Raw genomic sequence first — 25,807 nt, 5'->3', positions numbered from 1 at the left:
TTGCCTCCGATGCCCGCAACGCGCGGCCTCCGCAACTCATCGCCAGAGGTTCTATCCTGAAAGCCCTCACCGGAAACGGTGGGGGCTTTTGCTTTTGCCTCCGCAAACGGCAGATCTTCCAGTGATCGGGCTCATCAGGCCGGGGAGAATTTGTCCAGACGCAGGCGCCTGCGGGCCTTTTGCTGTTAGCAGCTTTCGTCGAGATGGGTGCAAGGACATGTTGCTACTCTTTGTCTGGACGTGGCCAAAGGCATTGCTGTGGATCGACGATACATTCTGGCGATAGACCAGGGCACGACGAGCTCGCGTGCCATCCTCTTTGATCATTCCGGCGCCGTCTGTTTTTCCGCGCAGAGGGAGATTTCGCAAAAGTACCCCTCACCTGGTTGGGTGGAGCAGGACGCCCGGGAGATTCTTGCCAGCGTGCTGACGGCGATCGGCGAGGTGTTGGCTGCAGCGTCGGTCGACCGCCATCAGCTGGCAGGCATCGGCATCACCAATCAGCGCGAAACCACGGTGGTATGGGATCGCCATACCGGCGAACCGGTTTGCCATGCCATTGTCTGGCAGTCACGGCAGAGCCTGTCCATCTGCGAGCGGCTTCAGGCGGATGGGTACGGTCCGTTGGTTCGCGAACGAACAGGCTTGCTGATCGATGCGTATTTTTCCGGCAGCAAGATCCGCTGGATTCTGGATCACGTGGACGGCGCCCGCGAACGCGCCGAACGCGGAGAGCTGCTGTTTGGCACGATCGACAGCTGGCTGATCTGGCACCTCAGCGGGGGCAGACTGCACGTCACGGATGTCAGCAACGCGGCACGCACGATGCTGTTCAACATTCATTCCCGCCAATGGGATGACGAGTTGCTCAAGATGCTCGATATCCCAGCCCGCATGCTGCCCGAGGTGCGGTCGAACAGCGAGGTCTACGGTCATACGGTGGCGTTGCCCGGCTTGATGTCCGGCGTTCCGATCAGTGGCGTGGCGGGTGACCAGCAGGCGGCGTTGTTCGGTCAGGCCTGCTTCGAGGCCGGCATGGCCAAGAACACCTACGGCACCGGTTGCTTCATGCTGATGAATACCGGCGCGCAGGCGGTGCCTTCCCGGCACGGCTTGCTGACCACGATCGCGTGGGAACTGGACGGGGCGGTCGAGTATGCGCTGGAAGGCAGCATCTTCGTCGCCGGCTCGGTGGTGCAATGGCTGCGCGATGGATTGCAGATGCTGGCGTGTGCGGCTGACTCGCAGGGTTGTGCGGAAAGCGTCTCGTCCAGTGAAGGGGTCTATCTGGTGCCGGCGTTTGTGGGGCTGGGGGCGCCGTACTGGCGCAGTGACGTGCGCGGCGCGATCTTCGGGCTGTCTCACGGCACGTGCAAGGAGCACGTCGTGCGCGCGGCGCTGGAATCCCTGGCCTACCAGTCGCGTGACGTGCTCGCGGCGATGGAAGCCGATGCGGGGATTCCGCTGCGCGAGCTGCGCGCCGATGGGGGCGCCATAGCCAACGAGTTCGTGGCCCAGTTCCAGAGCGACATGCTCGGCGTGCCCGTATTGCGCCCGAAGATCGCCGAAACCACGGCGCTGGGCGCGGCCTACCTGGCCGGCCTGGCGGTGGAATTCTGGGAAAGTCGCGATCAGATCAGCAAGCTCTGGCAGGTCGACCGGCGTTTCGAGCCGTCGATGGAGGAGTCCGAGCGCGAACGCCTGTATCGGGGCTGGCGGGATGCGGTGCAGTCCACCATCGGCTTTCGGGTGGACTGAAACGAACAAGGCCCCCGGCTCTCGGCTCGGGGGCCTTGCTGGTTCCAGCGGATGCTTGGCCGGTCAATCCAGCGCGTAGCCAAACTGATCGAGGAACTCCGCGGCAAAATCGGCGTAGCCAAAGCGCTGATTCTGCGTGCCCGGATGCTCGACCTTGAGCGCGCCCATCAGCGACGCCATCCGGCCCACGGTGGGCCAATCCTTGCCACGCATGATGCCGAAGATCAGTCCGGCACGATAAGCGTCGCCGCAGCCGGTGGGGTCCACGATCTGGCGCTCGCGGGCCGGCGGGATATGGTGAGTCTCGCTGCCCACATGGATCAATGAGCCACGTGGGCCCTGGGTCACGATGTAGGCGGTGACCTTGGCCGCGATCTCGGCAGCGCTCCAGCCGGTCCGGGTCTGCAACAGCTGCGACTCGTAATCGTTGACGATCACATAGGTCGACTTGCCGATCATCGCGCGGAACTCCTCACCGCTGAACAGCGGCATGGCCTGGCCCGGATCGAAGATGAACGGCACGCCGCGTGCGGCGAATTCGTCGACGTGTTGCAGCATCGCCTCACGGCCATCCGGCGCCACGATCGCGAAATCGATCTGCGGAATGTCGCGCACGTGGTTTTCCTGCGCGCTGGACATCGCGCCGGGATGAAACGCGGTGATCTGGTTGTTGTCCAGGTCCGTGGTGATGAAGCACTGCGGCGTGAACTGGTCATCGAACACGCGAACGCTGTCCAGGCAGATGCCGCATTGCTCCATGTGCGCGCGATAAGGCGCGAAATCCTGGCCCACCGCTGCCACGGGCAGCGGATCGCCGCCGAGCAATTTCAGGTTGTAGGCAATGTTGCCGGCGCAACCGCCAAATTCGCGGCGCATGCGGGGAACCAGGAACGACACATTCAGGATGTGCATCTGATCGGGCAGGATGTGGTTCTTGAACTGGTCCTGGAACACCATGATGGTGTCGTAGGCCAGCGATCCGCAGATGACGGCAGACATGATGTGAAGAAGCCCCCGGGCAGAGAATGGAAAACCGTATCGCCGCAAGTCGGCACAGGCCGAACCGGACGGGCCCGGTCAAAGGGTGGAATCTTACCGCCATCTGCCCGGGTTGGCGACTTTCCGCCTGACCGGGAAGCTCAGTTGGAGACGCAGCAAATGAGCTTATCGTCGTGTTGTACAAGGATTTCTTAACGTTATTGTCCTTGCGCATGCAGGACACGCTGACTAGACTGGCGAGCTTACTTTTCAGCCAGGCCGGACCACGGCGGACCCATGTTCAAGAAGTTTCGCGGGATCTTCTCCAACGACATCTCCATCGACCTCGGCACGGCGAATACGCTGATCTATGTGCGCGGTCAGGGCATCGTCTTGAACGAGCCGTCGGTGGTGGCGATCCGCCAGGATCGCGGCCCGGGCGGCCCGCGCACGATCGCGGCCGTGGGTGGTGACGCCAAACGCATGCTCGGCCGCACCCCGGGCAACATCGCCACGGTGCGACCGATGAAGGACGGCGTGATCGCGGACTTCACGATGACCGAAGCGATGCTGCAGCACTTCATCAAGCAGGTGCACAAGTCGCGTTTCCTGCGTCCAAGCCCCCGCGTGCTGGTTTGCGTGCCGTGCGGTTCGACCCAGGTCGAGCGTCGCGCCATCAAGGAATCGGCCGAAGGCGCCGGCGCCCGCGATGTATTTCTGATCGAGGAACCGATGGCCGCGGCGATCGGCGCCGGCATTCCGGTGCACGAAGCGCGTGGCGCGATGGTGCTGGATATCGGTGGCGGCACGTCCGAGGTCGCGGTGATCTCGTTGAACGGCATCGTCTACTCGCAGTCGGTCCGCGTCGGTGGCGATCGTTTCGACGAAGCCATCATCAATTACGTGCGCCGCAACCACGGCACCCTGATCGGCGAGTCCACCGCCGAGCGGATCAAGCTGCAGATCGGCTGCGCATTCCCGCAGACCGACGTCAAGGAGATCGAGATCTCCGGCCGCAACCTGGCCGAGGGCGTGCCACGCATGTTCACGATCAACTCCAACGAGATTCTCGAGGCCTTGCATGAGCCGCTGGCCGGCATCGTGGCCGCGGTGAAGTCGGCCCTGGAGCAGACCCCACCGGAACTCTGTTCCGACGTGGCCGAGCGCGGCATCGTGCTGACCGGCGGCGGCGCCTTGCTGCGCGACCTGGATCGGCTGATCTCCGAGGAGACCGGCCTGCATGTGCAGGTCGCCGACGACCCGCTGACTTGCGTGGCGCGTGGCGGTGGCAAGGCGCTGGAGCTGATCGATCAGCACGGCAGCGACTTCTTCGCCCCCGAGTAAGGCGAGAGCCTGCTCATGGCCTTCGAGTGCCCCGCGTTGCCATTGAGTGGCTGTCAGGTGTCAGGGCGCGGCGCCGGTCTGCCTGGCTGGCAGGCCAAGCCGCGCGATGCCGCATGGCGGCCAATCAATGACAACCCGAAGGGCCGGGTCTGCTTGCCCGCATGCCGGCGTCATCGTTCGGTCGCGGACGGACGTCCACTTCCTCTCTCTTCCCTGGCTTGCGCGCAAACAGGTCCCGGTGCGGGGTACCCGAAGACGATGAGCAGGCTCTAGTCATGGCGCGTACGCGCGATGAGTCCTCGCCACTGTTCGCCGGCAATGCCGCGGGAACCCTGCGACTGATCGTCTACCTCACGCTGGCTGTGGTGCTGATGGTGCTTGACCATCGCAACAACTGGCTGTGGCGCCTGCGCGATACCGCATCAGCCGTGGTTGAGCCGGTATACCGGCTGGCCGGGATGCCGGCGGTGGGTGTCCGCACGATGAGCGTGGCCTTCGCCGATCGTCAGCGATTGACCGAGCAGAACCAGCGCCTGCGCGAGGACCTGCTGTTGGCGAATGCCAAGTTGAACCGGATGGCGGCGGTGGCGGAACAGAACCAGCGCCTGAAGGAGCTGCTGGATACCCAGCACAGCCTCGACCTCAACGTGCAACTGGCGCGGGTGATCGGCGTGGATCTCGGCGCCTATCGCTATCAGCTGACCTTGAACATGGGTGCCCGCGACGGCGTCAAGCCCGGCCAGCCGGTGATCGACGCTCATGGCGTGATGGGCCAGGTCAAGGAAGTTCTGCCAACCACCTCGGTGGTCATGCTGATCACCGATCCGGCACATGCGATCCCTGTGGTGATCGAGCGCACCGGTTTGCGCACGGTGGCTTATGGGTCACGCAGTGGCGATGAACTGGCCTTGCCGACCATCCCGCTGGCAGCCGATGTTCATGCCGGTGACAAGTTGTTGACCTCGGGACTGGGCGGTCGTTTTCCGCCGGGGTTTCCGGTCGGCGAAGTGAGCTCGGTGGCGCCCGCGCCCACCGGCATGTTCCTTGTCGCGCTGGCGAAGCCGGCGGCGGACATCGACCGCAGCGAAGACGTGTTGCTGTTGCACGACCAGGCCGAGCCTGACGGCCCACCGACGCCGGTGACCCCGATGGGTCCGCCCGGCCATTTGGCGCCCGGTGAGAACGCGGACGTTCCGGCCGCAGGCGCCGAGGTGAAACCGTGAACAGACAGCGCGTGAGCCAATGGTGGTTCATCGGCACCGTGATGTTTGCGCTGCTGTCGATGCTGGTGCCGCTGCCCGGCGTGCTGGAACCGTTCAAGCCATATTGGCCCGCGTTGATCCTGCTGTACTGGTCGCTGGAGTCGGAGGATCGGGTGACTCTCGGGCTGGCCTTCGGGGTAGGCCTGGCGGCCGATATTCTCAACGGCGTGGTGCTCGGCGAGCAGGCGTTGCGGCTCTGCGCGCTGGTCTTCATCGCCTTGCGCTTCCGTTCGCGACTGCGTTTCTTCCCGATGTGGCAACAGGCGCTGGCGGTATTGGCCCTGCTGTTGAACGATCGCGTGTTGTTGTTGCTGGTGCGGCTGCTGGCCGGTGCCTCGCTGCCGCCAGCCAGTTGGTGGATTTCGCCGTTTGTCGGCGCCGCGCTGTGGCCGTTCCTATTCCTGTTGCTCGACGATCTGCGCGCACGTCTGCGGATTCAATGAGCATGAACCAGTGACATGAAGATCCGGCGATCGATCAAGGACCCGCGCGGCGAAAGCCTGCTGTTCAGGCGTCGCGCCGTGGCTGCCTTCGTGCTGATCCTGCTTGGCCTGTGCCTGTTGCTCACCCGCTTTGCCTACCTGCAGGTGACGCACCACGAGGAGTTTCTCACTCGTTCGCAGAACAATCGCGTCAAGCCGCGTGCCATCCCGCCGGCGCGCGGCCTGATCTACGACCGCAACGGCGTGCTGCTGGCCGACAACGTGCCCGCGTTCCGGCTGGAAGTGGTGCCGGAGCAGGTCAAGGACATGCCGGCGTTGCTGGCCCGGCTGGGCCAGGTGGTGCCGCTGGACCCGGACGACCTGGACGCGTTCCGCAAGCAGCTCAAGCAGAGTCGTCGTTTCGACAGCGTGCCGCTGAAAATGCACCTGACCGAGGACGAGATCGACCGCTTCGCCGTCAATCGCTGGCGCTTCCCGGGCGTGGATGTGGTCCCCTACCTGACCCGACGCTATCCATTGGGCGAGCTGTTTGCGCACGTCGTGGGCTATGTCGGGCGCATCGACGCGGACGATCTGGAGCGGCTCGACCCCGTCCGCTACAAGGGCACCAGTCACGTGGGTCGCAGCGGCATCGAGCGTTCCTACGAGGACATGCTGCACGGCACCCCAGGCTACGAGTTGCTGGAGGTGAATGCCGACGGCCGCACCCAGCGCGTGCTGGAGACACACGCACCGACACCCGGAAAAAACCTCTATCTCAGCATTGACTCACGCCTGCAGAAAGCCGCGGAACTGGCGTTCGATGGTCGCCCCGGCGCGGCGGTGGCGATCGATCCACGCAATGGCCAGGTGCTGGCGATGGTCAGCGTGCCGACCTTCGATCCCAACCTGTTCGTCAACGGCATCAGCAAGACGGATTACTCCGCGCTGACCAACGACCCGGACAAGCCGCTGTACAACCGTGCGCTGCGTGGCGTGTATCCGCCAGGCTCGACGGTAAAGCCGCTGATCGGCCTGGCGGGCCTGGAGACCGGCATGCGCAAACCCGGCGACACGGTGCTGTCCACCGGTGTTTTCTACATTCCCGGCCAGTCGCGCGGCTATCGTGATGATCAGCGTGGCGGCGTCGGCACGGTCGATCTCCGGCGCGCGATCGAAATGTCGGTCAACACCTATTTCTACAAGCTCGCGCTGGACATGGGCATCGACCGGCTCAGTGCCTACATGGGCAAGTTCGGCTTTGGTCGGCCCACCGGCATTGACCTGATTGGAGAATCATCCGGCGTGCTGCCATCTCGGGAGTGGAAGGCGGCGAACTCCAAGGAACCGTGGTATCCGGGTGAAACCGTCATCGCCGGCATCGGTCAGGGCTACTGGGCGGTGACGCCGCTGCAACTCGGACATGCGATCGCCACCCTGGCCGGGCATGGCGTGCCCTATGCGCCGCGGTTGGCGATGGCGACCCAGAGTGGCGTGAATGCACGGCCGGTGCCGCTGGTCAATCCGCCGACCGGGCCTTCGGTGATCCGCAATCCGGCGAACTGGGATGCGGTCAACGAGGGCATGGAGATGGTGATCTACGGTGACCGCGGTACCGGCCGCAAATTGGCCGCGGGCTTCCCCTATCTGCTGGCGGGCAAGAGCGGCACCGCCGAGCGCTATTCGCGCAAGTCCGATGCGTACGACACCAATCGCAGCTCGGCGTACCTCGCCTCCCGTCACCGCGCCTGGTTCGTCGCCTATGCGCCGGCTGACAACCCGCAGATCGCGGTCGCGGCCATCCTGGAGTCCGGTGCGTGGGGGGCCGAGTCGGCCGGTCCGATCGCTCGCCGGATTCTCGATGTGTGGCTGGCCTCGCACGACGGCGTGCTCGAAGGCGCCCGCCGCCTGCCGGTCAGCACGCCCGTGGCGACGCCCGCTGCAGCGCCGCCACCCGCCGGATTACCCGCTGCCGACGACAACATCGAGGATCTGCCGCAGTCGGCCTCAACCACGGAAGGCACGCCATGATCGATGCACTGTACGCCCGCTGTCGGCGGTTCCTGCAACGCATCCTGACCCGGCCGCGGATCGATCTCCCGCTGACCTTCGGTCTGTTCCTGCTGGCATTGATCGGACTGGTGACGCTGTACAGCGCCGGCGATGCGAACATGTCGCTGGTCGGCGGCCAGGCCGGTCGCTTCGTGCTCGGCGCGGCGCTGCTGCTGCTGGTATCGCGCATTCCGCCGGCCGTGCTGCGCAGCTGGACGCCGTGGCTGTACGGCGGCAGCACGGCGCTGCTGGTGATAGTGGCCATCCTCGGCGAGGGGCGCGGTTCGATCCGCTGGCTGGACCTGGGCTTCATGCGCTTCCAGCCGTCCGAATTGCTGAAGCTGACCATGCCGATGATGGTGGCCTGGTACCTGCATCCGCGTCAGTTGCCGCCGGGCTGGAAGGACATCGCCGTGGTCGGCCTGTTGATCGCGATTCCGGCCGGGCTGATCGCCGAGCAGCCGGATCTTGGCACCGCCGTGCTGGTGACCGCCGCCGGCGCCTTCGCGCTGTTCCTGTCCGGCATGGCGTGGTGGCGGATCGGCCTGCTGATCGGCGCGGTCGGCGGCATGATTCCGGTCGGCTGGCACTTCCTGCACCAGTATCAGCGCGATCGGGTGCTGACCTTGCTCAATCCGGAATCCGATCCGCTCGGCAACGGCTGGCACATCATCCAGTCACAGATTGCCGTGGGCTCCGGCGGCATCTTCGGCAAAGGCTGGCTGCAGGGTACGCAGTCGCGGCTGGACTTCCTGCCCGAACACACCACCGACTTCATTTTCGCGGTGTTCTCCGAGGAATTCGGTCTGGTTGGCGTCGCCGCGCTCGTCGCGCTGTACGCCTTCATCATCGGTCGCTGCCTGTGGATCGCGATGGAGGCGCGCGACACCTACTCGCGCCTGCTCGCCGGCGCGATCGGCATGAGCTTCTTCGTCTACGTCTTCGTCAACGGCGGCATGGTTGCCGGCATGCTGCCGGTGGTCGGCGTACCGATGCCGATGATCAGCTACGGCGGCACGTCAGCGGTTTCGCTGCTGACCGGCTTCGGCGTGCTGATGTCGATCCATGCGAATCGGAAAACGCATATCTGACCGGCGGCCGTGCTCGAGGGCACGCATTCTCGATGCGGCACCCGGCGTCTGGACCGCCCGTTTGATACCGGCCGGGAACCGAGGTCGGTGTTGGCGTTTCCGTGTTTTTGTGACCTATCAAGGGGCCACCGGGACGACGGTTTGCGCCTGTGGCCGTCTGCTTCACCGGTTCATCTGTCAGCCGCTTTTCCTCGCAAGAACACTGCGCAGAGAAGCGTTGTCGGTAGTCGACGGGGACAAAGGGAGTTGCCATGTCGTTGATTGCGAAGTCGGTCACCCTGCGCGAAAAATCGTGTGCGGCAACTGCCTGGGTACTGCTGGTCACCTTGATGTTGGGCAGTTGGTCTGCGACAGCAGGCGTCATGGCATCTGCGGCTTCCGCTTGCTGGACAATGATTGCAGCTGGCTCACTCCGTGGTTTCTCGCCGAGGACGCGGCGGCGCCGGCCATTCGCAGCGTGTTTCCGCGGCCGCTGGCCTTGTTCTGCGCGACGGCATGAGAACGGATTTCCGGTTGCTGGACGTGCGCCAGATGCAGATCGCGATTCGTCGCGCGCTGGGAGCCAGACGAGCGGACATCTATCGCCACTTCCTGTCAGAAAGCGGATGGCTGGTGGGTTGTGGCCTGTGGCTCGGTTGCATGGCGGCGGTGGCGCCCGGCCGATGGACCGGACTGTTCGATCAGGACGGACTGCATCCGACGTCGCTGCTGCTATCGCTTGCGTTGACCTTCGGCTTGTCGGTCCTGGCGGTGTATCTGTCGCTGCGCCGCCTGCTGCAATGGCAGCCCATCGAGCTGGCCAGAAGCGGCGGACACTGACCCGCACGGAACACGCTGAGCAATCTGACTGGCTTTGCGGAGGTCCTGGCCTGCTGGCTGTCCGTGCATGCGTGCGAGCAGGTCGGCCGGTACAGGGTCTGCATGTTAGGCTGCGGGCGATATCGTAATTCTGTGAGCGAAGCCACAACATGACAGCCACACCTGCGCCGCGCCCGGCCCGTTTCCTTGCCGTCCTCTGCCTGTTGTGGGTGGCCTCGCTGACGCCGGCCATGGCGACCACCCATCCCGGCCAGGCCGAGCTGGTGCGCGAAGTGGCGCGGGAAACCGGCAAGAGCCCGCAAGCCCTGAATGCGTTGCTCGATGGCGCGAAGAAACAGCAGAGCATTCTGGATGCGATCAGTCGCCCCGCCGAAGGCAAGCCGTGGAAGGACTACCGGCCGATCTTCCTCACCGACAAGCGCATCAATGACGGCGTGGCGTTCTATCGCGAACACGGCGCGTTGCTGGAGCGGATCGGCAAGCAGTACGGCGTGGCTCCGCCATACATCGTGGCCATCGTCGGCGTGGAAACCAGCTATGGCCGCAACACCGGCAAGTACAAGGTGCTCGACGCGCTGGTCACGCTGGGCCTGTATTACCCGCCGCGCGCCAAGTTCTTCCGCGAGCAGCTGAAGGAACTGCTGAGCATGCCGGACAACCATCTGGCCGGGCCGCTCGACACCTTGACCGGTTCGTATGCCGGTGCGCAGGGCTGGGGCCAGTTCATGCCCACCAGCATTCGCGATTACGCGGTGGACGACGATCACGACGGCCATATCGATCTGCAGAACTCGCTGCCGGACATCTTCGCCAGCGTGGCCAACTATTTCGCGAAGCACGGCTGGGTCACCGGCGGGCCGGTGGCGGCACGGGCGCAACCGGATCGGGCGTCAAAGCCGATCACGGTGAAGGATGCCAAGCCGCAGTGGCCGCTGGAGCAGCTTGAGGCGTGGGGCTATGCTCCGCTGCAGCGGCTGTCGCCGGCCGAGCCTTCCAGCCTGCAAACGCTGGAAGGCCCTGGCGGGCCGGAATACTGGCTTACCTTCAAGAACTTCTACGTGATCACCCGCTACAACCGCAGTCCGCTGTATGCGATGGCCGTGAACCAGCTGGCCCAGGCCATTGCGGACGGTGCCGGTCCGGCGGAAGCCACACGATGAAATGGGCCCGTGCGGCGATGGTGCTGGCAGCAGGTTTGTTGCTGGTCGCCTGCAGCGGACACCGGACGAAACCGTCACATCGTGGGAATGTGGCGCGCCCGTCGTCATCCAGGCCCGCCGCCCCGTCCGGCGACCACCGTTTCAATGACGACCTCAGCAAGCCCCAGACCAGTCGCTATCGTGACGGCAAGGACAGCGTGCCGCCGCCGCTGGATGTCAGCAAGCTGGTGGAGCCGGTGCCCAAGGTCGAAGCGCGCTCGCTGTATGGCAACAAGTCGCCGTACACCGTGCTGGGGCGCAGTTATCGCGTACTGCCCAGTGCCGCCGGCTACAAGCAGCGCGGCATCGCCTCGTTCTACGGCAACAAGTTCCACGGCTACAAGACCTCCAGCCTGGAAACCTACGACATGTACGCGTTCAGCGCGGCCAGCACCACGCTGCCGCTGCCCAGCTACGCGCGGGTGACCAATCTGGAAACCGGCAAGAGCGTGATCGTGCGGGTCAACGATCGCGGGCCGTTCCACGAGAATCGGCTGATCGATCTGTCCTATGCCGCCGCAGTGAAGATCGGCATCTGGCCCAAGGGCACCGGGCTGGTCGAGGTCCAGGGCATCGATCCCTCGGGGTCGGGCAAGGAACTGCCGCCAGCTCCCGTGGTCACAGAGCGGCATCCTGGCATCTACCTGCAGATTGGCGCGTTCGCCGATGCGGACAACGCCAACCGCGTGGCCCAGCGCCTGCGTGACGCCAAAGTCGGCGCGGTGCAGGTCAGTGATGCGCTGATCAATGGCCAGCGCGTGCGTCGCGTGCGGGTCGGGCCGCTGGCCAGCGTTGATCGCGCTGATCAGGTCAGCAGCCGAATCGAAGGCATGGGTCTGCCCAGGCCGCAGGTCGCGGTAGACTGAGCACCATTTGCGCAACCTTTTTCAACTTCATCGACGCCCGCAACGTCGATATCCAGAAACCGGACTGAACAACACGATGAACTTTTTCCGCCGCGCCCTGATCCCCTTTGCCGCTGTCACCCTGCTGGCCGGCGTTGCCGTTGCCCAGACGCCGCCGCGCCCGTCGCCGGTGCCGCGTCCGGTGGTGCCTGAAGCACCGGTGCCGCCGCCGCCGGATGTCGACGGCAAGAGCTGGGTGCTGATGGATTACGCGACCGGCCAGATCCTGGCCAGCAAGGAACCGGACCTGCGTCTGGAGCCGGCCTCGATTACCAAGATCATGACCGACTACGTGGTCTCCGCCGAAGTGGCGAACGGCAAGGTGCACATGACCGACCCGGTGACCATCAGCGAGAATGCGTGGCGCGGCGGCGGTGCCGGCACCGACGGTTCCACCAGCTTCATGAAGCTCAACAGCCAGGTGCCGCTGAAGGACCTGCTGTACGGCATGATCATCCAGTCCGGCAATGACGCGGCGATCGCGCTGGCCGAACACACTGCCGGCTCGGAGCAGTCGTTTGCGGCGTTGATGAATGCCTATGCCAAGCAGCTCGGCATGGTCAACTCGAACTTCGAGAACGCCTCCGGTTATCCGATTGCCAACCACTACACCACCGCACACGACATCGCGATCCTGTCGCGCGCGCTGATCCATGACTTCCCCGAGGATTACGCGATCTCCGCGGTCAAGGAGTTCGAGTGGAACGGCATCAAGCAGCACAACCGCAACACCTTGCTGTGGCGCGACCCCAGCGTGGACGGCATCAAGACCGGCCACACCGCTGCCGCCGGCTACTGTCTGGCCGCCTCGGCCAAGCAGGGCGAGTCGCGGATGATCGCGATCGTGATGGGCGCCAGCAGCGAAAAGGCGCGCGCCGATTCGGCGATGGCCCTGCTCAACTACGGCTTCCGTTTCTACGAGACCCACAAGCTGTATGACGCGGGCAAGCCGCTGGCCACGCCGCGACTGTGGAAAGGCGCCTCCAACCAGTTGCCGCTGGGCGTCAACGAGGCCGTGCAGGTCACCGTCAAGCGCGGCCAGTACGACCAGCTGAAAGCCACCATGGATGTTCCCGCTACCCTGATCGCGCCGTTCACCAAGGGCCAGCAGGTCGGCACGCTGCGCATCACCCTGGATGGCAAGCCGGTGCAGAACGTGCCGCTGGTGGCCTTGGCCGATGCGCCACAGGGCGGCTTCTTCTCGCGCCTGTGGGACAGCATCCTGTTGTGGTTCCACAGTGACAAGAAGGCCGACGCGCAGGCGCCAGCCAAGAGCGCGGACGCGAAGTAATGCAACCGATCGACTTCACCAAGGCGAAGCAGGAAGGCAAGGGTTTCGAATTCCCCGGTGAATTCGAGATCACCGCGGTGGGCAATTCCAGCGCCAACCTTCCGAGCCACGTGCCGCAACTGCTTGAGCGTGCCGGACTGCATGTGCTGCACGAAAGCGTGCGGCACCGGCATTCCGGCGCGGGCAACTACGTGTCGGTCACGGTGAGCTTCCGTTGCGAGAGTCGCGAGCAGTACGAAGCGGCGCATCACGCGCTGCGCTCCGATCCGGATATCCGTTACACGCATTGAACGGATGCGGGATCAAACCCGCTTCCGATGGCCTTCGCATTGCTGGACACCCCACTGCACGTCTTCCCGTCGCCATGACCCCGCCGTGACCAACGATTCTTCCCTCCCGTTCCCCGCTTCCCGGCCCCTGAAAATCCGCCGCCTCGGCCGCCAGCCGTACGCGGCGACCTGGCGGGCGATGAGTGCCTTCACCGACAACCGCACCGCCGACACGCCGGACGAGTTGTGGTTGCTGGAGCACGACCCGGTGTTCACCCTCGGCCAGGCCGGCAAGATGGAACACGTGCTGGCGCCGGGTGACATTCCGGTGATTCCGGTCGATCGTGGCGGCCAGGTGACGTATCACGGACCCGGGCAGATCGTCGGCTATCCGCTGATCGACCTGCGTCGGACCGGAGTCGGCGTACGTGAGCTGGTCAACCGCATCGAACAGGCGTTGATCGATACCCTGGCCCACTGGAACGTGATGGCGGCGCGGCGCGAAGGTGCGCCGGGGGTCTACGCCGGTGAGGCCAAGGTTGCTGCGCTGGGTTTGCGCGTGCGCCGTGGCTGCAGCTTCCACGGGCTGGCTTTCAACGTGGCCATGGACCTGGAGCCGTTTCATCGCATCAACCCTTGCGGTTACAAGGGTTTGGCGGTCACCCAACTGCTAGACTTGGGCGGCCCTTCAAGCCTGACCGAGGTCGAGGACGTGCTGGTCGAGCAGTTTTGTCGCCAGTTCGGTTTCGTGGCCGAGTCCGCAGCTTCCCTTTTACCCGAACTCCCCGCGCGCGCGGCGGTCTGAGCTTTCTACATGAGCGAATCACCCACATCGTCGGCCAAGATCATTCCCATCACCGTCGTCGGCAACGTCCCGGCGGGTGAGAAGCAGCTGGGCAACGACAAGATCGCGCTGAATCGCGCCGGCTTCGACACGGCCGTGCCGACCTTGCGCAAGCCGTCCTGGATCCGCGTGCGCCTGCCTCAAGGCAACGCCGTGCAGCAGCTCAAGGCGCGCCTGCGCGAGAACGCGCTGGTCACCGTGTGCGAGGAGGCGTCCTGCCCGAACATCCACGAGTGCTTCAGCAAGGGCACCGCCACCTTCATGATCCTCGGTGAGGTGTGCACCCGCCGCTGCTCGTTCTGCGACGTCGCGCATGGCCGGCCGCTGCCGCCCGATACGCTGGAGCCGGCGCGCCTGGCCGAAACGATCCGCGACATGCGCCTGAAGTACGTGGTGATCACCTCGGTCGACCGTGATGATCTGCGCGACGGCGGAGCCGAGCATTTCGCCAGCTGCATTCGCGCCACGCGCCATGCCAGTCCGAACATCCGCATCGAGATCCTCACGCCCGACTTCCGCGGCAAGGGTCGCATGGAGCGCGCGCTGGAAGTGCTGAAGGACTTCCCGCCGGACGTGTTCAACCACAACCTGGAAACCGTGCCGCACCTGTATCGCGAAGTGCGTCCGGGCGCCGATTACCAGTGGTCGCTGGACCTGCTCAAGCGCTTCAAGGCGCAGCATCCGGACGTGCCGACCAAGTCCGGCATCATGCTGGGCCTGGGCGAGACGATGGACCAGGTGCTCGAGACGATGCGGGATTTACGCGCCCATGACGTCGAGATGATCACCATCGGCCAGTATCTGCAGCCCACGCCGCACCATCACCCGGTGGTGCGCTACTGGACTCCCGAAGAATTCGACATGCTGCGCGAAGCCGGTGAGGCGATGGGTTTCCATCACGTCGCTTCCGGTCCGTTGGTACGCTCGTCCTATCACGCCGACCTGCAGGCCCATGCAGCCGGTGTCACCGAATCCGCCTGAGAGCATTCATGAAATTTCGTCCCGCGCTGTTCCTGCTGCTAGCCCTTGCCGCAACTGGTGCGCAAGCGCAGTCCGCTGCCGACATGGGCGCGGGCAAACCGCGCAAGGCCGCCACCTGGCCGCTGACCTCCACGCCTGAGGAGGCCCAGGCCGCGCAGCTGTCGGCGCGCTTCCTCACGCGCTTCCACTACGACGCGCAGCCGCTCGACGACGCGATGTCGGCGCGGATCTACAAGGCCTATTTCAAGCTGCTCGACAGCGAGAAGGTGTTCTTCACCCAGGTCGACATGGCGAAGTTCGCGCCGATGAAGACCAAGCTGGACGACGCGATCTGGAATCAGGATCTGTCCGCACCGTTCGCCATCTTCAATGCCTACGTGCAGCGTGCGGTCGAGCGCATGACGTATGCACGTGGACTGCTCAAGCAGGGCTTCGATTTCTCGGCCGATCAGAGCTACACCTTCAACCGCGAACATGCCGACTGGCCGAAAGACCAGGCCGAACTGGACGATTTGTGGCGCAAGCGCACCATGAACGACTGGCTGCGCCTGAAGCTGGCCGGCCAGGATGACGCCGACATCCGCAAGACGCTGGACAAGCGCTATGCCGCCTACATCGAGCGCATCAAGCAGCTGGATGGCCAGGACGCGTTCCAGACCTTCATGACCTCGTACGCCGAAACCACCGACCCGCATACCGATTACCTCGGTCCACGCGCGGCGGAGAACTTCGACATCTCGATGAAGCTGTCGCTGGAAGGGATCGGCGCGGTGCTGCAGGCTCGTGATGACTACACCCAGATCCGCGAACTGGTGCCGGCCGGCCCGGCGGGCAAGTCCGGCAAGATCCAGGTGGGCGATCGCATCGTTGGCGTCGGCCAGGGCGACAATGGCCCGATCGTCGACGTGATCGGCTGGCGCCTGGATGACGTGGTCAATCGCATCCGCGGCAAGAAGGACACCACCGTGCGGCTGGAAATTCTGCCGGCTGACGCCGGCGTGGACGGCAAGCACGAAATCGTCACCCTGGTGCGCAAGAAGGTCAGCATCGAGGAGCAGGCGGCCAAGAAGAAGATCGTCGAGATCAAGGACGGCGGCGTGACCCGCAAGATCGGCGTGATCGATCTGCCCACCTTCTATTCCGACTTCGGCGCACGCAGCGCCGGTGACAAGAACTTCAAGAGCGCCACCCGTGACGTCGCCAAGCTGCTCGGCGAGTTGAAGCAGGAAGGCGTGCAGGGCGTGGTGGTCGACCTGCGCAACAACGGTGGTGGCTCGCTGGCCGAAGCCAACTCGCTGACCGGTCTGTTCATCGACAAGGGGCCGGTGGTGCAGGTGCGTGACTCCAAGGGTCAGGTTGAAGTGCAGGGCGACGACGATCCGGGCATGGCATGGAGTGGCCCGCTGGCGGTGCTGGTCAATCGCGGCACGGCGTCCGCATCGGAGATCTTTTCCGCGGCGATCCAGGACTACCACCGCGGCCTGATCATCGGTGAGCCCACGTTCGGCAAGGGCACCGTGCAGAACCTGGTCGATCTGGATCGTTTCGCGCAGGGCGACGGTGAGAATCCGCAGCTCGGCGAGCTGAAGATGACCATCCAGGAATTCTTCCGCATCAACGGCGGTTCCACCCAGCTCAAGGGCGTCACGCCGGACATCGAGTTCCCGAAGAATGGCGACGAGAAGGACTTCGGTGAATCCACCTACGACAACGCGTTGAAGTGGACCCAGATCCCGCCTGCCGACTACAAGGCGGTGGCGAATCTGGCCGCCTATCTGCCGCAGCTCGAGAAGATGCACGCCGGCCGCGTGGCGCAGTCACCGGCATGGAAACTGATGCTGGACGAGCTGACCCAGTACCGCACGATGCGCGCGAAGACCTCGATCTCGCTGAACTTCGCCACCCGGGAGGCCGAGCGCAAGCGGTTGGAGGCGATCCAGGCCGACTTCCGCGCACGCCACAAGGCCATTGATGGTACCGATGCCTTGCTCGCCGACGACGAGAGCAATCTCGACGATGGCTTGAACGCGAACGAGCGCAGCCTGAAGTCCGAGCTGAAGCAGGAAAAAGACGCGAAGAAGGCCAAGGACGTGCAGCTCAACGAGACCGCGCACATCCTGTTCGACGCGGTCGGCATGATCAAGGCCGATCCGAAGCTGGCCAGCGAAGTGTTGCCCTACGGTGGCAAGTTCGGCATGAGCGTGGTCAACGCCAAGCCGGATGCGCCCGCCGTGCCGCAGCAGCATTGAGCCACCCATCGCGGTGAGTCGGAACGAGGGCGGTGCATGGCACCGCCCTCTTTTTATCCGTCGTAGCCCAGTCGATCCAGCCAGGGCTGGATGATCGGCAGCACCGGTTCGAACTGCGCGCGATAGTGCTGCCAGCGAGCAACTGCCTTGCGATGGACGCCTTCGGTGACTTGCGCATAACTCGGCGTGCTGATGAAACGCTTGCCCCGTGCATGCTCGGCGAAGCGCGTCATCGGCGTGGTGTCGGCGATTTCCAGAAAATCGCCCAGGCGCGCGACCTGTTCGTCGAACCGGTCGACCACGGACTCGTAGCGCCATTCCAGCACGTTCGGCGCGAACGCGGCGACGTCGCGATGCCACTGCTCGAAGGCGTGTGCGTAGCCCTGCGCCAGCCGCGGCAGCGACGAGCAAAGCACCATGAAGGCCGGCGAACGGAACGGCTGCATGCTGCAGCTGAGCAGCACATCGCAGGGATGACGCAGGCACAGGATGATCCGTGCGTGCGGAAACAGCCGCATGATCATCGGCAGGCACAACAGGTTCAGCGGATTCTTGTCCACCAGGCGACGCGTGCCCAGGTCGGGCAAGACCTCGCCGACCATCCGTTGGTAGGCACCGCGCAATTGATCGGCGTCCTGCTGGCTGAGGCTCGCCAGATCCGCGGGATAGTGTTGGCCGACCAGTTCCATGCCTTCGATCAGGTCATGGATATAGGCGCGCTCATCCATCGACTGGAAGTCCGGGTGGGCATCGATCATCTGTTCCAGCAAGGTGGTGCCGGAACGGGGAAAGCCGACGACGAAGACCGGGCTGTGCCGGCGGTCCGGCGAGGTCAGCGGTTTCCAGTCGGCACCATCGTCATGCGCGAAGTTGCCACCCGCCACCTGCAACGGGCGACTGTCGACGGCCAGCAATTCCGGCACCACCTCGCGGGCTATCTGCAGTTGCGCGGCGTGCGCTGTCTCCAGCGCCTGCCACGCCTCGTCATATCGACTTTGCCGGTCCAGCGCGGCGGCCAGACCAAACGCAGCGCTGGCCTGGCTATCTTCATCGATGCCCTCGGCGAGCACACGCCGGTACAGCGTCTCGGCCTCGGCCACCGCGCCCGAGCGCATGGCCATGACGGCGTGCGCGCGCCACCCCTCGGCGCGTGCTTGTGCCGCTTGCGGGGGCAGGGCCTCGATCACTGCCTGCGGCAGTTGCTCGAGTTCCGCCCGGGCCAGCGCCATCTGGTTGGTCCGTTCGTACAGCAAGACCCGTTGTGCGGCGATGCGCAGATGCGCCGACGCCGCCTCCGGTTCGGCCGGCAATCGCGCCTGCGCCAGCGTGCGCAGTGCTGCGTCCAGGTCACCCTGCACCGACAGCATCGCCGACAGCACCAGCGCCTGTTCGGCCGGTTGTGGCGGCCAGGCGTCGGCGCCGACCAGCATGGCTTCCTGCTGCGTGTTGTCACCGCACACGTGGCAGGCATACGCAGCCTGCAGCCGCGCTTCGATGAAATGCGGTGCCAGGTGCGCCGCGTCCAGCAGATGCTGCCTGGCCAGCAACCACTGTCGCTGCTGCGTGTGCAGCAAGCCGAGGTTGTAATGCACTTCGGCATCGTCCGGGGCCAGCGCAAGCGCGGTCAGCAAGGCCTGTTCGGCGCCGACCGGATCGCCGGTCTGGCGGCTGACCACGGCCAGGTTGTTCCAGTGGGTCGAGACCTCCGGTCGCAACTGCGTCAGCCGGCGGAACGTTGCCGCAGCCTGTGGCAGGTGATCGGTCGCCTGCTGGGCCACGCCCAGCAGCAACAGCACGTGTTCGTCATTCTGCTGAATCGGCGTGGCCTGTCCGGCGAGGGCGATCACCCGCGCCGCGTCGCCGGCGTTCCACGCGCTCGCCATGGCGCTGGCCAGATCCGTGCTCGCAGTGGACATGCCTTTCCCCTCGGTGGTCTTGCACAACGCATTATGCAAGAGGGCCGCGAATGTTCGCGGCCCTCTTGGCATTCCGGAGCTTGCCGCCTCCGTCAGGACGTCAGAACTTGATCGTTGCCCGCGCCCAGTAGTAGCGGCCAAGCACGTCGTACGTGGCGGTATCCACGTTGTAGTTCGAGCCGTTCTGGTAGACCAGCGGCGGCAGCTTGTTGCTGAGGTTGTCCACGCCCACGTCGAAGCGGGTGTGGATCGAGGGCACCGCGTAGCCGAGCTGGATCGAGTGGTAGATCACCGACGCCATCGGGATGTTGACCCCGGGGGTTGCTGCGTCGGCGTTCAGGGCGGTCAGCTTGTTGATGTAGCGCGACTGCCACTGGGCATTCCAGTTGCCCTTGTCCCAGTTGAGCGTCACCGTGCCGCGCCAGCGGGAGATGTTGCCGAACTGCTGGCTGTAGGTACCGGCGTAGTTGATCGTCTTGGCGCCGGGTTCGCCCGGGGTCGCGTTGTTCTTGTAGGTGGAGGTGTAGCTGGTGCTGAGGCCGGCCTTGAAGTTGCCGGGATCGACGCTGCCGAGGTCGAAATGCGGAACCTTGTAGCGCAGCGTGTAGTCGATGCCGCTGGTGCTGAGGTTGCCCAGGTTGACCACCGGGGTGGTGATCAGGAACACCTGGCCGGGCTGCCGGCTGGTGTTGTCTTCGCGCTGGATGAACGAGCAGTACGGACTGCTGCTGTTGTTGTAGCAGGAGCTGACCACCGTATCGGCCTGGATCGCGGTGAGCGTGTCCGCCAGGTAGATATGCCAGAAGTCGAGGCTGGTCGACAGGCCGGGCAACCACTGCGGATCGTAGACCAGGCCGAGATTGACGGACTTGCCCTTTTCGGGCTTCAGCTTGGCTCCCACCGTGGCGGCGCCGGAGTAGAACGTGTTGACCTGCGCCGGGGAGTTGCCGGCCCAGTTGACCGGAACGAACTGGCACGCTGCCGCATGCGCGGCCAGTTCGCCGGCCGAGCGCCCCACGCAAGGGTCGTTGAGGGTCGGCTGGACCAAAGTACGGCCGTCGTAGAGTTCATCCAGGTTCGGCGCGCGGAACACCTGGGAAATCGTGCCGCGCACGAGCAGGTCGGCGGTGGGCCGCCACTCGATGGCGACCTTGCCGTTGGTGGTGGTGCCGGTGGTGCTGTACTTCGAAGTGCGGATGCCGAGGTCGAGGTTCAGCGAATGCGCCCAGGGCTGGTCGGCGAACAGCGGGATCAGTGTTTCGGCGAAAAGCTCCTTGACGTCGAAGTCGCCATGCCCGGGCGAGCCGCAGGCCTCCTGCAGGATCTGGCAGGTGGTGGTGACCGGGTCCAGCACCGCAAACGAGCTCACCGTGTAATTCATCGACTGTTTGCGGTACAGCGCACCGGCGGAAAGCTGCATGGTGCCGGCGGGCATTTCCCAGAGGTCGCCGCTGGCCTGGAACTGGGCCTGCTTGGTCGACTGGGTGAGCACGTAGATCGGCGTTTTCACACCTGACCGCAGCTGTTCGCCGACCGCCGGATCAGCCTGGTTGAAAATGTTCGCCCCTGCGTCGACGGCCGCCTGCAACGCCGGGATGTCCACTTCGTTGGTGTCACGCTGGTCGCGCTTGGTGTGGCTGTAATTGACCGAGGCATCCCAGATCCAGCTGGAGTCCTGACCGAAATTGCCACGCAGCCCCGTGTTGATCTGGCCGGTGCTGGTGGTGTAGCTGTGCACGCGCGTGCCGGCCCCGGTCAGACGGGTCTGGAAGCTGTAGCCGCTGTTGGGGTCGCCTGCCACCGGGTTCTGGCTGAAGGTGACGCCGAACGGATTGATCGGATTGGTCGAGGAAATGATCAGTCCGTCGCCGGTACCGACCGGTGAGGGCGCATCCTGGCCGCTCGACTTTGTGCGGTTGTAGAACGCGTCGACGAAGCCGGTCAGGCTGTCGGTGAAGTTGTAGCTGCCCAGTACGAAACCATTGGTGCGCTTCTGCGCGGTCTGGATGTAGTTGAGCGCAGCGTAGTTGTAGGTATCCGACGCGAGCCGGCAGCGGTAATCGCCCAGCGCCGAGCCGTCGCCCTGTGCCAGGGTCACGTTGGCGGTGCCGCTGCTGTTGATGTCACAGCCGTACTGGCCGGCAATCGCCGCCGGTAGCTGGATGCGACCGGTGGGAATGGAGCTGGAGCCGGCGGCCACCACCGAGCCACTGGACAGGTACAGCTGCTGCTTGGAGAACTTGCGCCGCTTGCCGAGGACGGCGTCGTACTTGTTGTAGTCAAGGCCGCCGGCGATGCTGAAGTTGTCACCAGTGGCACCGGCAGTCAGGTTGAAGCCGTGACGCTGGGCGTCGCCATGACTGGAGATGCCATCGTTGAGGCTGATCTGGGCACCCTGGAAATCCTTGCGCAGGATGAAGTTGACCACGCCGCCGATGGCGTCCGAGCCGTACACCGTGGAGGCGCCTTCGGCCAGCACGTCGACGCGTTCGATCATCTCCGTGGGAATCAGGTTGAGGTCGGGGTTGGCCATGCGCTGACCATTGACCAGCACCAGGGTGCGGTTGATGCCCAAGCCGCGCAAAGAGACGCGCGAGGCGCCATCACCGGCTTCCAGCAGCGGGCTGGCCACGCCACCACCATTGCTGTTGTTCGACGGATTGGTGGCATTGCCGGAAATGCTTGGCAGCGCCTGCAGCACGTCGCCGAGCACCGGCTTGCCGGAGTTGGTGAGCGTGGCGCGATCCAGCGTCACCACCGGACTGGCCGTCTCGGCGTCCACGCGCCGGATCAACGATCCGGTGACCGTGACCGACTCCAGGGTCTTGGCCTTCGTCCTGGATGGTGGCGTGGTCTGATCCGACGATGACGAGCTGTCCGTCGGTGGCGTCTGGGTCTGTGCCTGGGCCAGGCCCGCGGCCGCGAAAATGCCTGTCGTCAATGCCAGGCGCACAGCCAGTGACAAGTGATTCATGCCGTATTTCATCTGCTCTCCCCAGTAGATATAGGTATCCGTTCCCAGCCTTCGACGAATCGAGTCCCCCCCCCGGGTACACGTTGCGCAACGAGGCCATCACCGCCTGCATGGTGCAACCGATCGAAGATTACTCCGAGGTCGGGCCCCGCGCACAGCTGTCGTGGCCGCTAATGTGACGCGCTGCCCCACACCCTGCGACCGGTCACACTCCCGCCCGGATCGGTGCGGTTTGGACGTCCGCAGGTGCGATCATGAAATCGCCGCCGCGCCCGCGTTGTTGAAGTCGCCGATGGCGGCCACCAGGTCGGCGACCGCCGCGCACTCCGCCTCGCTGAGATCGGGATTCCAGCTGTCCGCGATCAGCACCACGCGATCATGCTCGCTGCGGTTCCATGCTTCGTGCTCGAAGGTGTCGTCGAAGGTGACGCAGCGACCTTCCTGCCACACGTGGGTTTCGCCGCCCACCCGCAACGCGCAGTCCGGTGGCACGATCAGCGGAAGATGGGTGACCAGACGCGTGTTGGTGACACCCCGGTGGGGCAGGATATGGGTGCCCGGGCGCAACACGGAATACAGCGTTTCGGGTGCGTGCTCGCGAATCCGCACCAGCGGCAGCGAGTCCAGCACCTCGCTGGTGCGCGGACAACGCGCGCACTCCAGGTCATGGCGCAGGCCGTGCCGGTAGAAGAAGAACGCATCCCACGCGGCCTCCTGCGTGCCGGAGGCACCCAGCAGTTCGGCGGCCACCGCCTCACTCGACGGCGTGCCCAGAAAGGGCACCAGCGCATCCCGGGCGTGCGACAGCACGGCGCGCAGTTCCTCGCGTATCACCTCCACCGCAGCCTCCAGCCGCGCATGCGCCGGAAAGCGCTCGCGCGGGTAGAACGTCTGACTGGGGATGCCCGGGAAATACAGGAATTTCGGACGCTGGCGCGGGTCGGGCAGGGTGGCCGCCTGCTCTCCAAGATAGATGGCCAGACACTGGTCGACCCGGCTCAGTTCGGAACGGCCGTAGCGTTGTCGCAACGGCTCGATGACCGCGTCGAACAGTTCGCGTCGGCCGGCGGCCACGAAACGCGTGGCATGCTTGACCGCCTCGCGCAGGCCGGGCGCGGTGGTGGCGTCGCTGAGCCAGCGGCCCTGGCCCTGCGCCACATCGATGGCACCGAGGTAAGCCAGCATCGCTTCGTGCCGGCACCCCAACTGCTCCAATGCCACGCCCAGGCGCAGCTGGGCGACGAACATTCCCGGTGCCCGTTGCAGTCCCTCGCGCAGGCTGACGACCGCCGCGGCCGGTTCGCCGGCCAGCATCTGCAGCTCACCAAGCCGGTGCAGAACCGCCGGATCGTGTGGCTGCGCGCGATGGGCGTCCTGCAGCCGGAGCAGTGCGCCAGCCACATCGCCGCGTTCCAGCTGGCGAGTGGCCAGGAACTGCAGCGCCTCGACATCGGCGGGAACGTGTTCCAGCCATTGCCGGAACGCGTGCTCAGCGAGCGCCAGATCGCCGCGCTGCCATGCGACCAGTGCTTGTTCGCGCCAGCTTGCGGGACTGGTTTGTGGCGGCTTGTTCATCGGACGGCTTCGCTGTGGCACCAACCCGATGATCACGGGAACGCGGCGCCAGCGCCAGCGACCCGTGTCGTGGGGCTATTTCCCGGTGGCCTTCGCCGCCCGCTGCTCTTTCACCCATTGCTGGAATTCCCCGACATAGGGCACCTCGCGCAACACCTTCGAGCGCGGGTCGATGATCAGCAGGCTGCCGGCCGGTACGGTGAGTTCGCCGCTGCCGTCGGCCATGGTCAGGGTGTGGATGGTGTCGCCCACCTGCACCTCGATCGGCATCGGGAACGGCTTGCCGTGTTCGGTGACCCAGCGCAACTTCAGCGTGTCGCCATCGCGCCGTTCGTCCAGACGCGGCAACGCGGCGTCGCGCAGGTAGACGTCGAAAAACCAGTCCAGCTTGCGCCCGGTCACCTGGTCGACGGTCGCGATGTAGTCGCTGGTGCTGGCATAGCGCGGGCTGAAGTTGCCGGGCTTCGGATCGGGTCGGCCATAGACCAGCCGACGGGTGCTGTCGAAGAAATCCTTGTCGCCGATCAACTGGCGCAAGGTGTGCAACATCAGCGCGCCCTTGTTGTAGATGTCCTGGCCGGGGCCGGCCTTTTCATCGTAGACCTGCTCTTCGGTCTTGCTGCTGCCGGACACGATCGGATGGTGGTTGCGCAACTGCAGGCGCAATTGGTGCAGCCAGCTGAAGTAGTCCATGTCGCCATTGATGTACTGGCTGAAAAGCGGCTGCATGTAGGTACCGAAACTTTCGTGCAGCCACATGTCGTCCCAGTCGGCATTGGTCACCTGGTTGCCAAACCATTCATGCGCGAATTCGTGCTGCAGCAGCTGGTCGAAGCCGTAGCCGTTCTTGCGGAAACCATTGCCGTAGGCATTGATGGTCTGGTGTTCCATGCCCAGGTGCGGGGTTTCCACCACGCCCATCTTCTCGTCGCCAAACGGATACGGTCCGATCTGTTGCTCGAAGAAATCCAGCATCCGCGGAAACTCGCCGAACAGCGCTTTCGCGCCTGCGGCATGCTCGGGCAGGTACCACAGCTCCATCGGAATGGTGTTGCCATAGCGGCTGGCGTAGTTGCCCTTGAGCAACTTGAACGGGCCGACATTGATCGAGATCGCGTAGGTATCCGGATGCCTGGCGCGCCAGTGGTACGTATGTTGGGCGCCCTTGTCGGTGATATCGACCAGCACACCGTTGCCGGGCGCGGCCAGTGTCTTCGCCACCGTGATGTACGTGTCGACCAGATCCGGTTCGCCCTGCGGCTGGTCGATGCAGGGCCAGAACAGGTCGCAACCTTCGCCTTCGACCGCGCTGGCCACCCACGGCTGGCCGTCGGCCGTGTGGCTCCAGACGAAGCCGCCATCCCACGGTGCATGTTTGGCCACGTGTGGTTTGCCGCCGTAGCGCACGGTCACGCTGACCTTGCCGCCGGCGGCTAGCATCGCTGGCAGGTGGATCCGCAAGCGGCCGTCCGGATTGCTCCAGGCACTGGTCGCCAACGGCTTGTGGTCGAGATCAATGCCGCTGATCGGCAGATTGCGATCCAGGTCCAGCAACAGCACGTCGGTGGCCGCTTTCGCGGTGAAGCTCAGCGTCGCGCTGGCGTCGATGCGTTGCTGCGCCGGCTCGACCGTGAAGTGCAGGTCGGCATGATCGAAATGCACGCGCGCCTGCTCCGCCGGCATCACGCCTCCGGAGTTCAGCGTTTGCGTGGTGAGCGCCGGCTGGGTGGCTGCGCTGCCGAAACTGGCAAGTCCCAGCGCGACGCCGAGGACGAGCAGGTGCTGACGAGCGGACATGGGGTGGCTTCCGGCGGGGAGGGATCCCCGCAGGATGCAGTCTTTCAGTGGCTGGCGACAACGCCAGAAGTCATGCCATCG

The 25,807-nt window shown here is 64.9% G+C and carries 19 protein-coding genes; 14 read left to right on the top strand and 5 right to left on the bottom strand.

The window, feature by feature from the left end; translation table 11 throughout:
• Window positions 1-258 precede the first annotated feature (258 nt).
• On the top strand, window positions 259-1,758 hold the full coding sequence (gene glpK / locus ACVWWQ_RS16900; protein WP_133952076.1) for a glycerol kinase GlpK: 1,500 nt from the start codon (window positions 259-261) through the stop codon (window positions 1,756-1,758).
• Window positions 1,759-1,821: 63 nt separating this feature from the next.
• Here the strand turns inward: glpK and ACVWWQ_RS16895 are convergent, their stop codons facing one another.
• Window positions 1,822-2,757: a carbohydrate kinase family protein gene (locus tag ACVWWQ_RS16895; protein WP_099651559.1), complete on the bottom strand. Its 936-nt coding sequence runs from the start codon at window positions 2,755-2,757 to the stop codon at window positions 1,822-1,824.
• Window positions 2,758-3,033: 276 nt separating this feature from the next.
• On the opposite strand from ACVWWQ_RS16895, the gene ACVWWQ_RS16890 reads away from it, so the two are divergent.
• From ACVWWQ_RS16890 to ACVWWQ_RS16830, 13 genes are all read left to right on the top strand, one after another.
• Window positions 3,034-4,080, top strand: coding sequence for a rod shape-determining protein (locus ACVWWQ_RS16890; RefSeq protein ID WP_099651558.1), 1,047 nt, complete (start codon window positions 3,034-3,036; stop codon window positions 4,078-4,080).
• A gap of 275 nt (window positions 4,081-4,355) precedes the next feature.
• Window positions 4,356-5,303 (top strand): rod shape-determining protein MreC, encoded by a 948-nt coding sequence (gene mreC / locus ACVWWQ_RS16885; protein WP_133952078.1) that lies wholly within the window; start codon window positions 4,356-4,358, stop codon window positions 5,301-5,303.
• Window positions 5,300-5,785, top strand: coding sequence for a rod shape-determining protein MreD (gene mreD, locus ACVWWQ_RS16880; protein WP_133952080.1), 486 nt, complete (start codon window positions 5,300-5,302; stop codon window positions 5,783-5,785). Before mreC ends, mreD begins: the two co-directional genes overlap by 4 nt.
• A 15-nt stretch (window positions 5,786-5,800) precedes the next feature.
• On the top strand, window positions 5,801-7,795 hold the full coding sequence (mrdA, locus tag ACVWWQ_RS16875) for a penicillin-binding protein 2 (protein ID WP_133952082.1): 1,995 nt from the start codon (window positions 5,801-5,803) through the stop codon (window positions 7,793-7,795).
• On the top strand, window positions 7,792-8,907 hold the full coding sequence (rodA, locus tag ACVWWQ_RS16870; RefSeq protein WP_099651554.1) for a rod shape-determining protein RodA: 1,116 nt from the start codon (window positions 7,792-7,794) through the stop codon (window positions 8,905-8,907). The genes mrdA and rodA overlap by 4 nt, the downstream gene beginning before the upstream one ends.
• Before the next feature lie 495 nt (window positions 8,908-9,402).
• A complete protein-coding gene (locus ACVWWQ_RS16865; RefSeq protein ID WP_133952084.1) occupies window positions 9,403-9,726 on the top strand; it encodes an ABC transporter permease in 324 nt (107 codons plus the stop codon).
• Between the two features lie 149 nt (window positions 9,727-9,875).
• Window positions 9,876-10,886, top strand: a complete 1,011-nt coding sequence (gene mltB, locus ACVWWQ_RS16860; RefSeq protein WP_133952086.1) for a lytic murein transglycosylase B — start codon at window positions 9,876-9,878, stop codon at window positions 10,884-10,886.
• Window positions 10,883-11,791, top strand: a complete 909-nt coding sequence (locus ACVWWQ_RS16855; RefSeq protein ID WP_133952088.1) for a septal ring lytic transglycosylase RlpA family protein — start codon at window positions 10,883-10,885, stop codon at window positions 11,789-11,791. The genes mltB and ACVWWQ_RS16855 overlap by 4 nt, the downstream gene beginning before the upstream one ends.
• A 76-nt stretch (window positions 11,792-11,867) precedes the next feature.
• The gene (locus ACVWWQ_RS16850) at window positions 11,868-13,121 is read left to right on the top strand and encodes a D-alanyl-D-alanine carboxypeptidase family protein (protein WP_099651549.1); all 1,254 of its coding nucleotides are present in this window, start codon (window positions 11,868-11,870) and stop codon (window positions 13,119-13,121) included.
• Window positions 13,121-13,411 carry a DUF493 family protein gene (locus tag ACVWWQ_RS16845; RefSeq protein WP_133952090.1) on the top strand — a complete coding sequence of 97 codons (291 nt, stop codon included), beginning with the start codon at window positions 13,121-13,123 and terminating at the stop codon, window positions 13,409-13,411. Before ACVWWQ_RS16850 ends, ACVWWQ_RS16845 begins: the two co-directional genes overlap by 1 nt.
• Before the next feature lie 85 nt (window positions 13,412-13,496).
• The gene (gene lipB, locus ACVWWQ_RS16840; protein ID WP_133952092.1) at window positions 13,497-14,195 is read left to right on the top strand and encodes a lipoyl(octanoyl) transferase LipB; all 699 of its coding nucleotides are present in this window, start codon (window positions 13,497-13,499) and stop codon (window positions 14,193-14,195) included.
• A gap of 9 nt (window positions 14,196-14,204) precedes the next feature.
• Entirely contained in the window at window positions 14,205-15,215 is a 1,011-nt protein-coding gene (gene lipA, locus ACVWWQ_RS16835; protein WP_099651546.1) for a lipoyl synthase, read from the top strand.
• 8 nt (window positions 15,216-15,223) lie between these two features.
• Entirely contained in the window at window positions 15,224-17,464 is a 2,241-nt protein-coding gene (locus ACVWWQ_RS16830) for a carboxy terminal-processing peptidase (RefSeq protein WP_133952094.1), read from the top strand.
• A gap of 53 nt (window positions 17,465-17,517) precedes the next feature.
• Here the strand turns inward: ACVWWQ_RS16830 and ACVWWQ_RS16825 are convergent, their stop codons facing one another.
• From ACVWWQ_RS16825 to ACVWWQ_RS16810, 4 genes are all read right to left on the bottom strand, one after another.
• On the bottom strand, window positions 17,518-19,380 hold the full coding sequence (locus ACVWWQ_RS16825) for a tetratricopeptide repeat-containing sulfotransferase family protein (protein WP_133952096.1): 1,863 nt from the start codon (window positions 19,378-19,380) through the stop codon (window positions 17,518-17,520).
• Between the two features lie 100 nt (window positions 19,381-19,480).
• The gene (locus ACVWWQ_RS16820; protein ID WP_133952098.1) at window positions 19,481-22,354 is read right to left on the bottom strand and encodes a TonB-dependent receptor domain-containing protein; all 2,874 of its coding nucleotides are present in this window, start codon (window positions 22,352-22,354) and stop codon (window positions 19,481-19,483) included.
• Between the two features lie 252 nt (window positions 22,355-22,606).
• A complete protein-coding gene (locus ACVWWQ_RS16815; protein ID WP_133952100.1) occupies window positions 22,607-23,929 on the bottom strand; it encodes an aspartyl/asparaginyl beta-hydroxylase domain-containing protein in 1,323 nt (440 codons plus the stop codon).
• Window positions 23,930-24,004: 75 nt separating this feature from the next.
• Window positions 24,005-25,726: a M1 family metallopeptidase gene (locus tag ACVWWQ_RS16810; RefSeq protein WP_133952102.1), complete on the bottom strand. Its 1,722-nt coding sequence runs from the start codon at window positions 25,724-25,726 to the stop codon at window positions 24,005-24,007.
• Between the last annotated feature and the right edge of the window lie 81 nt (window positions 25,727-25,807).

Source organism: Rhodanobacter sp. TND4EL1, assembly GCF_054061035.1.
Note: the sequence above shows the minus strand (reverse complement) of the source record. Positions and strands in the feature narration are given on the sequence as shown.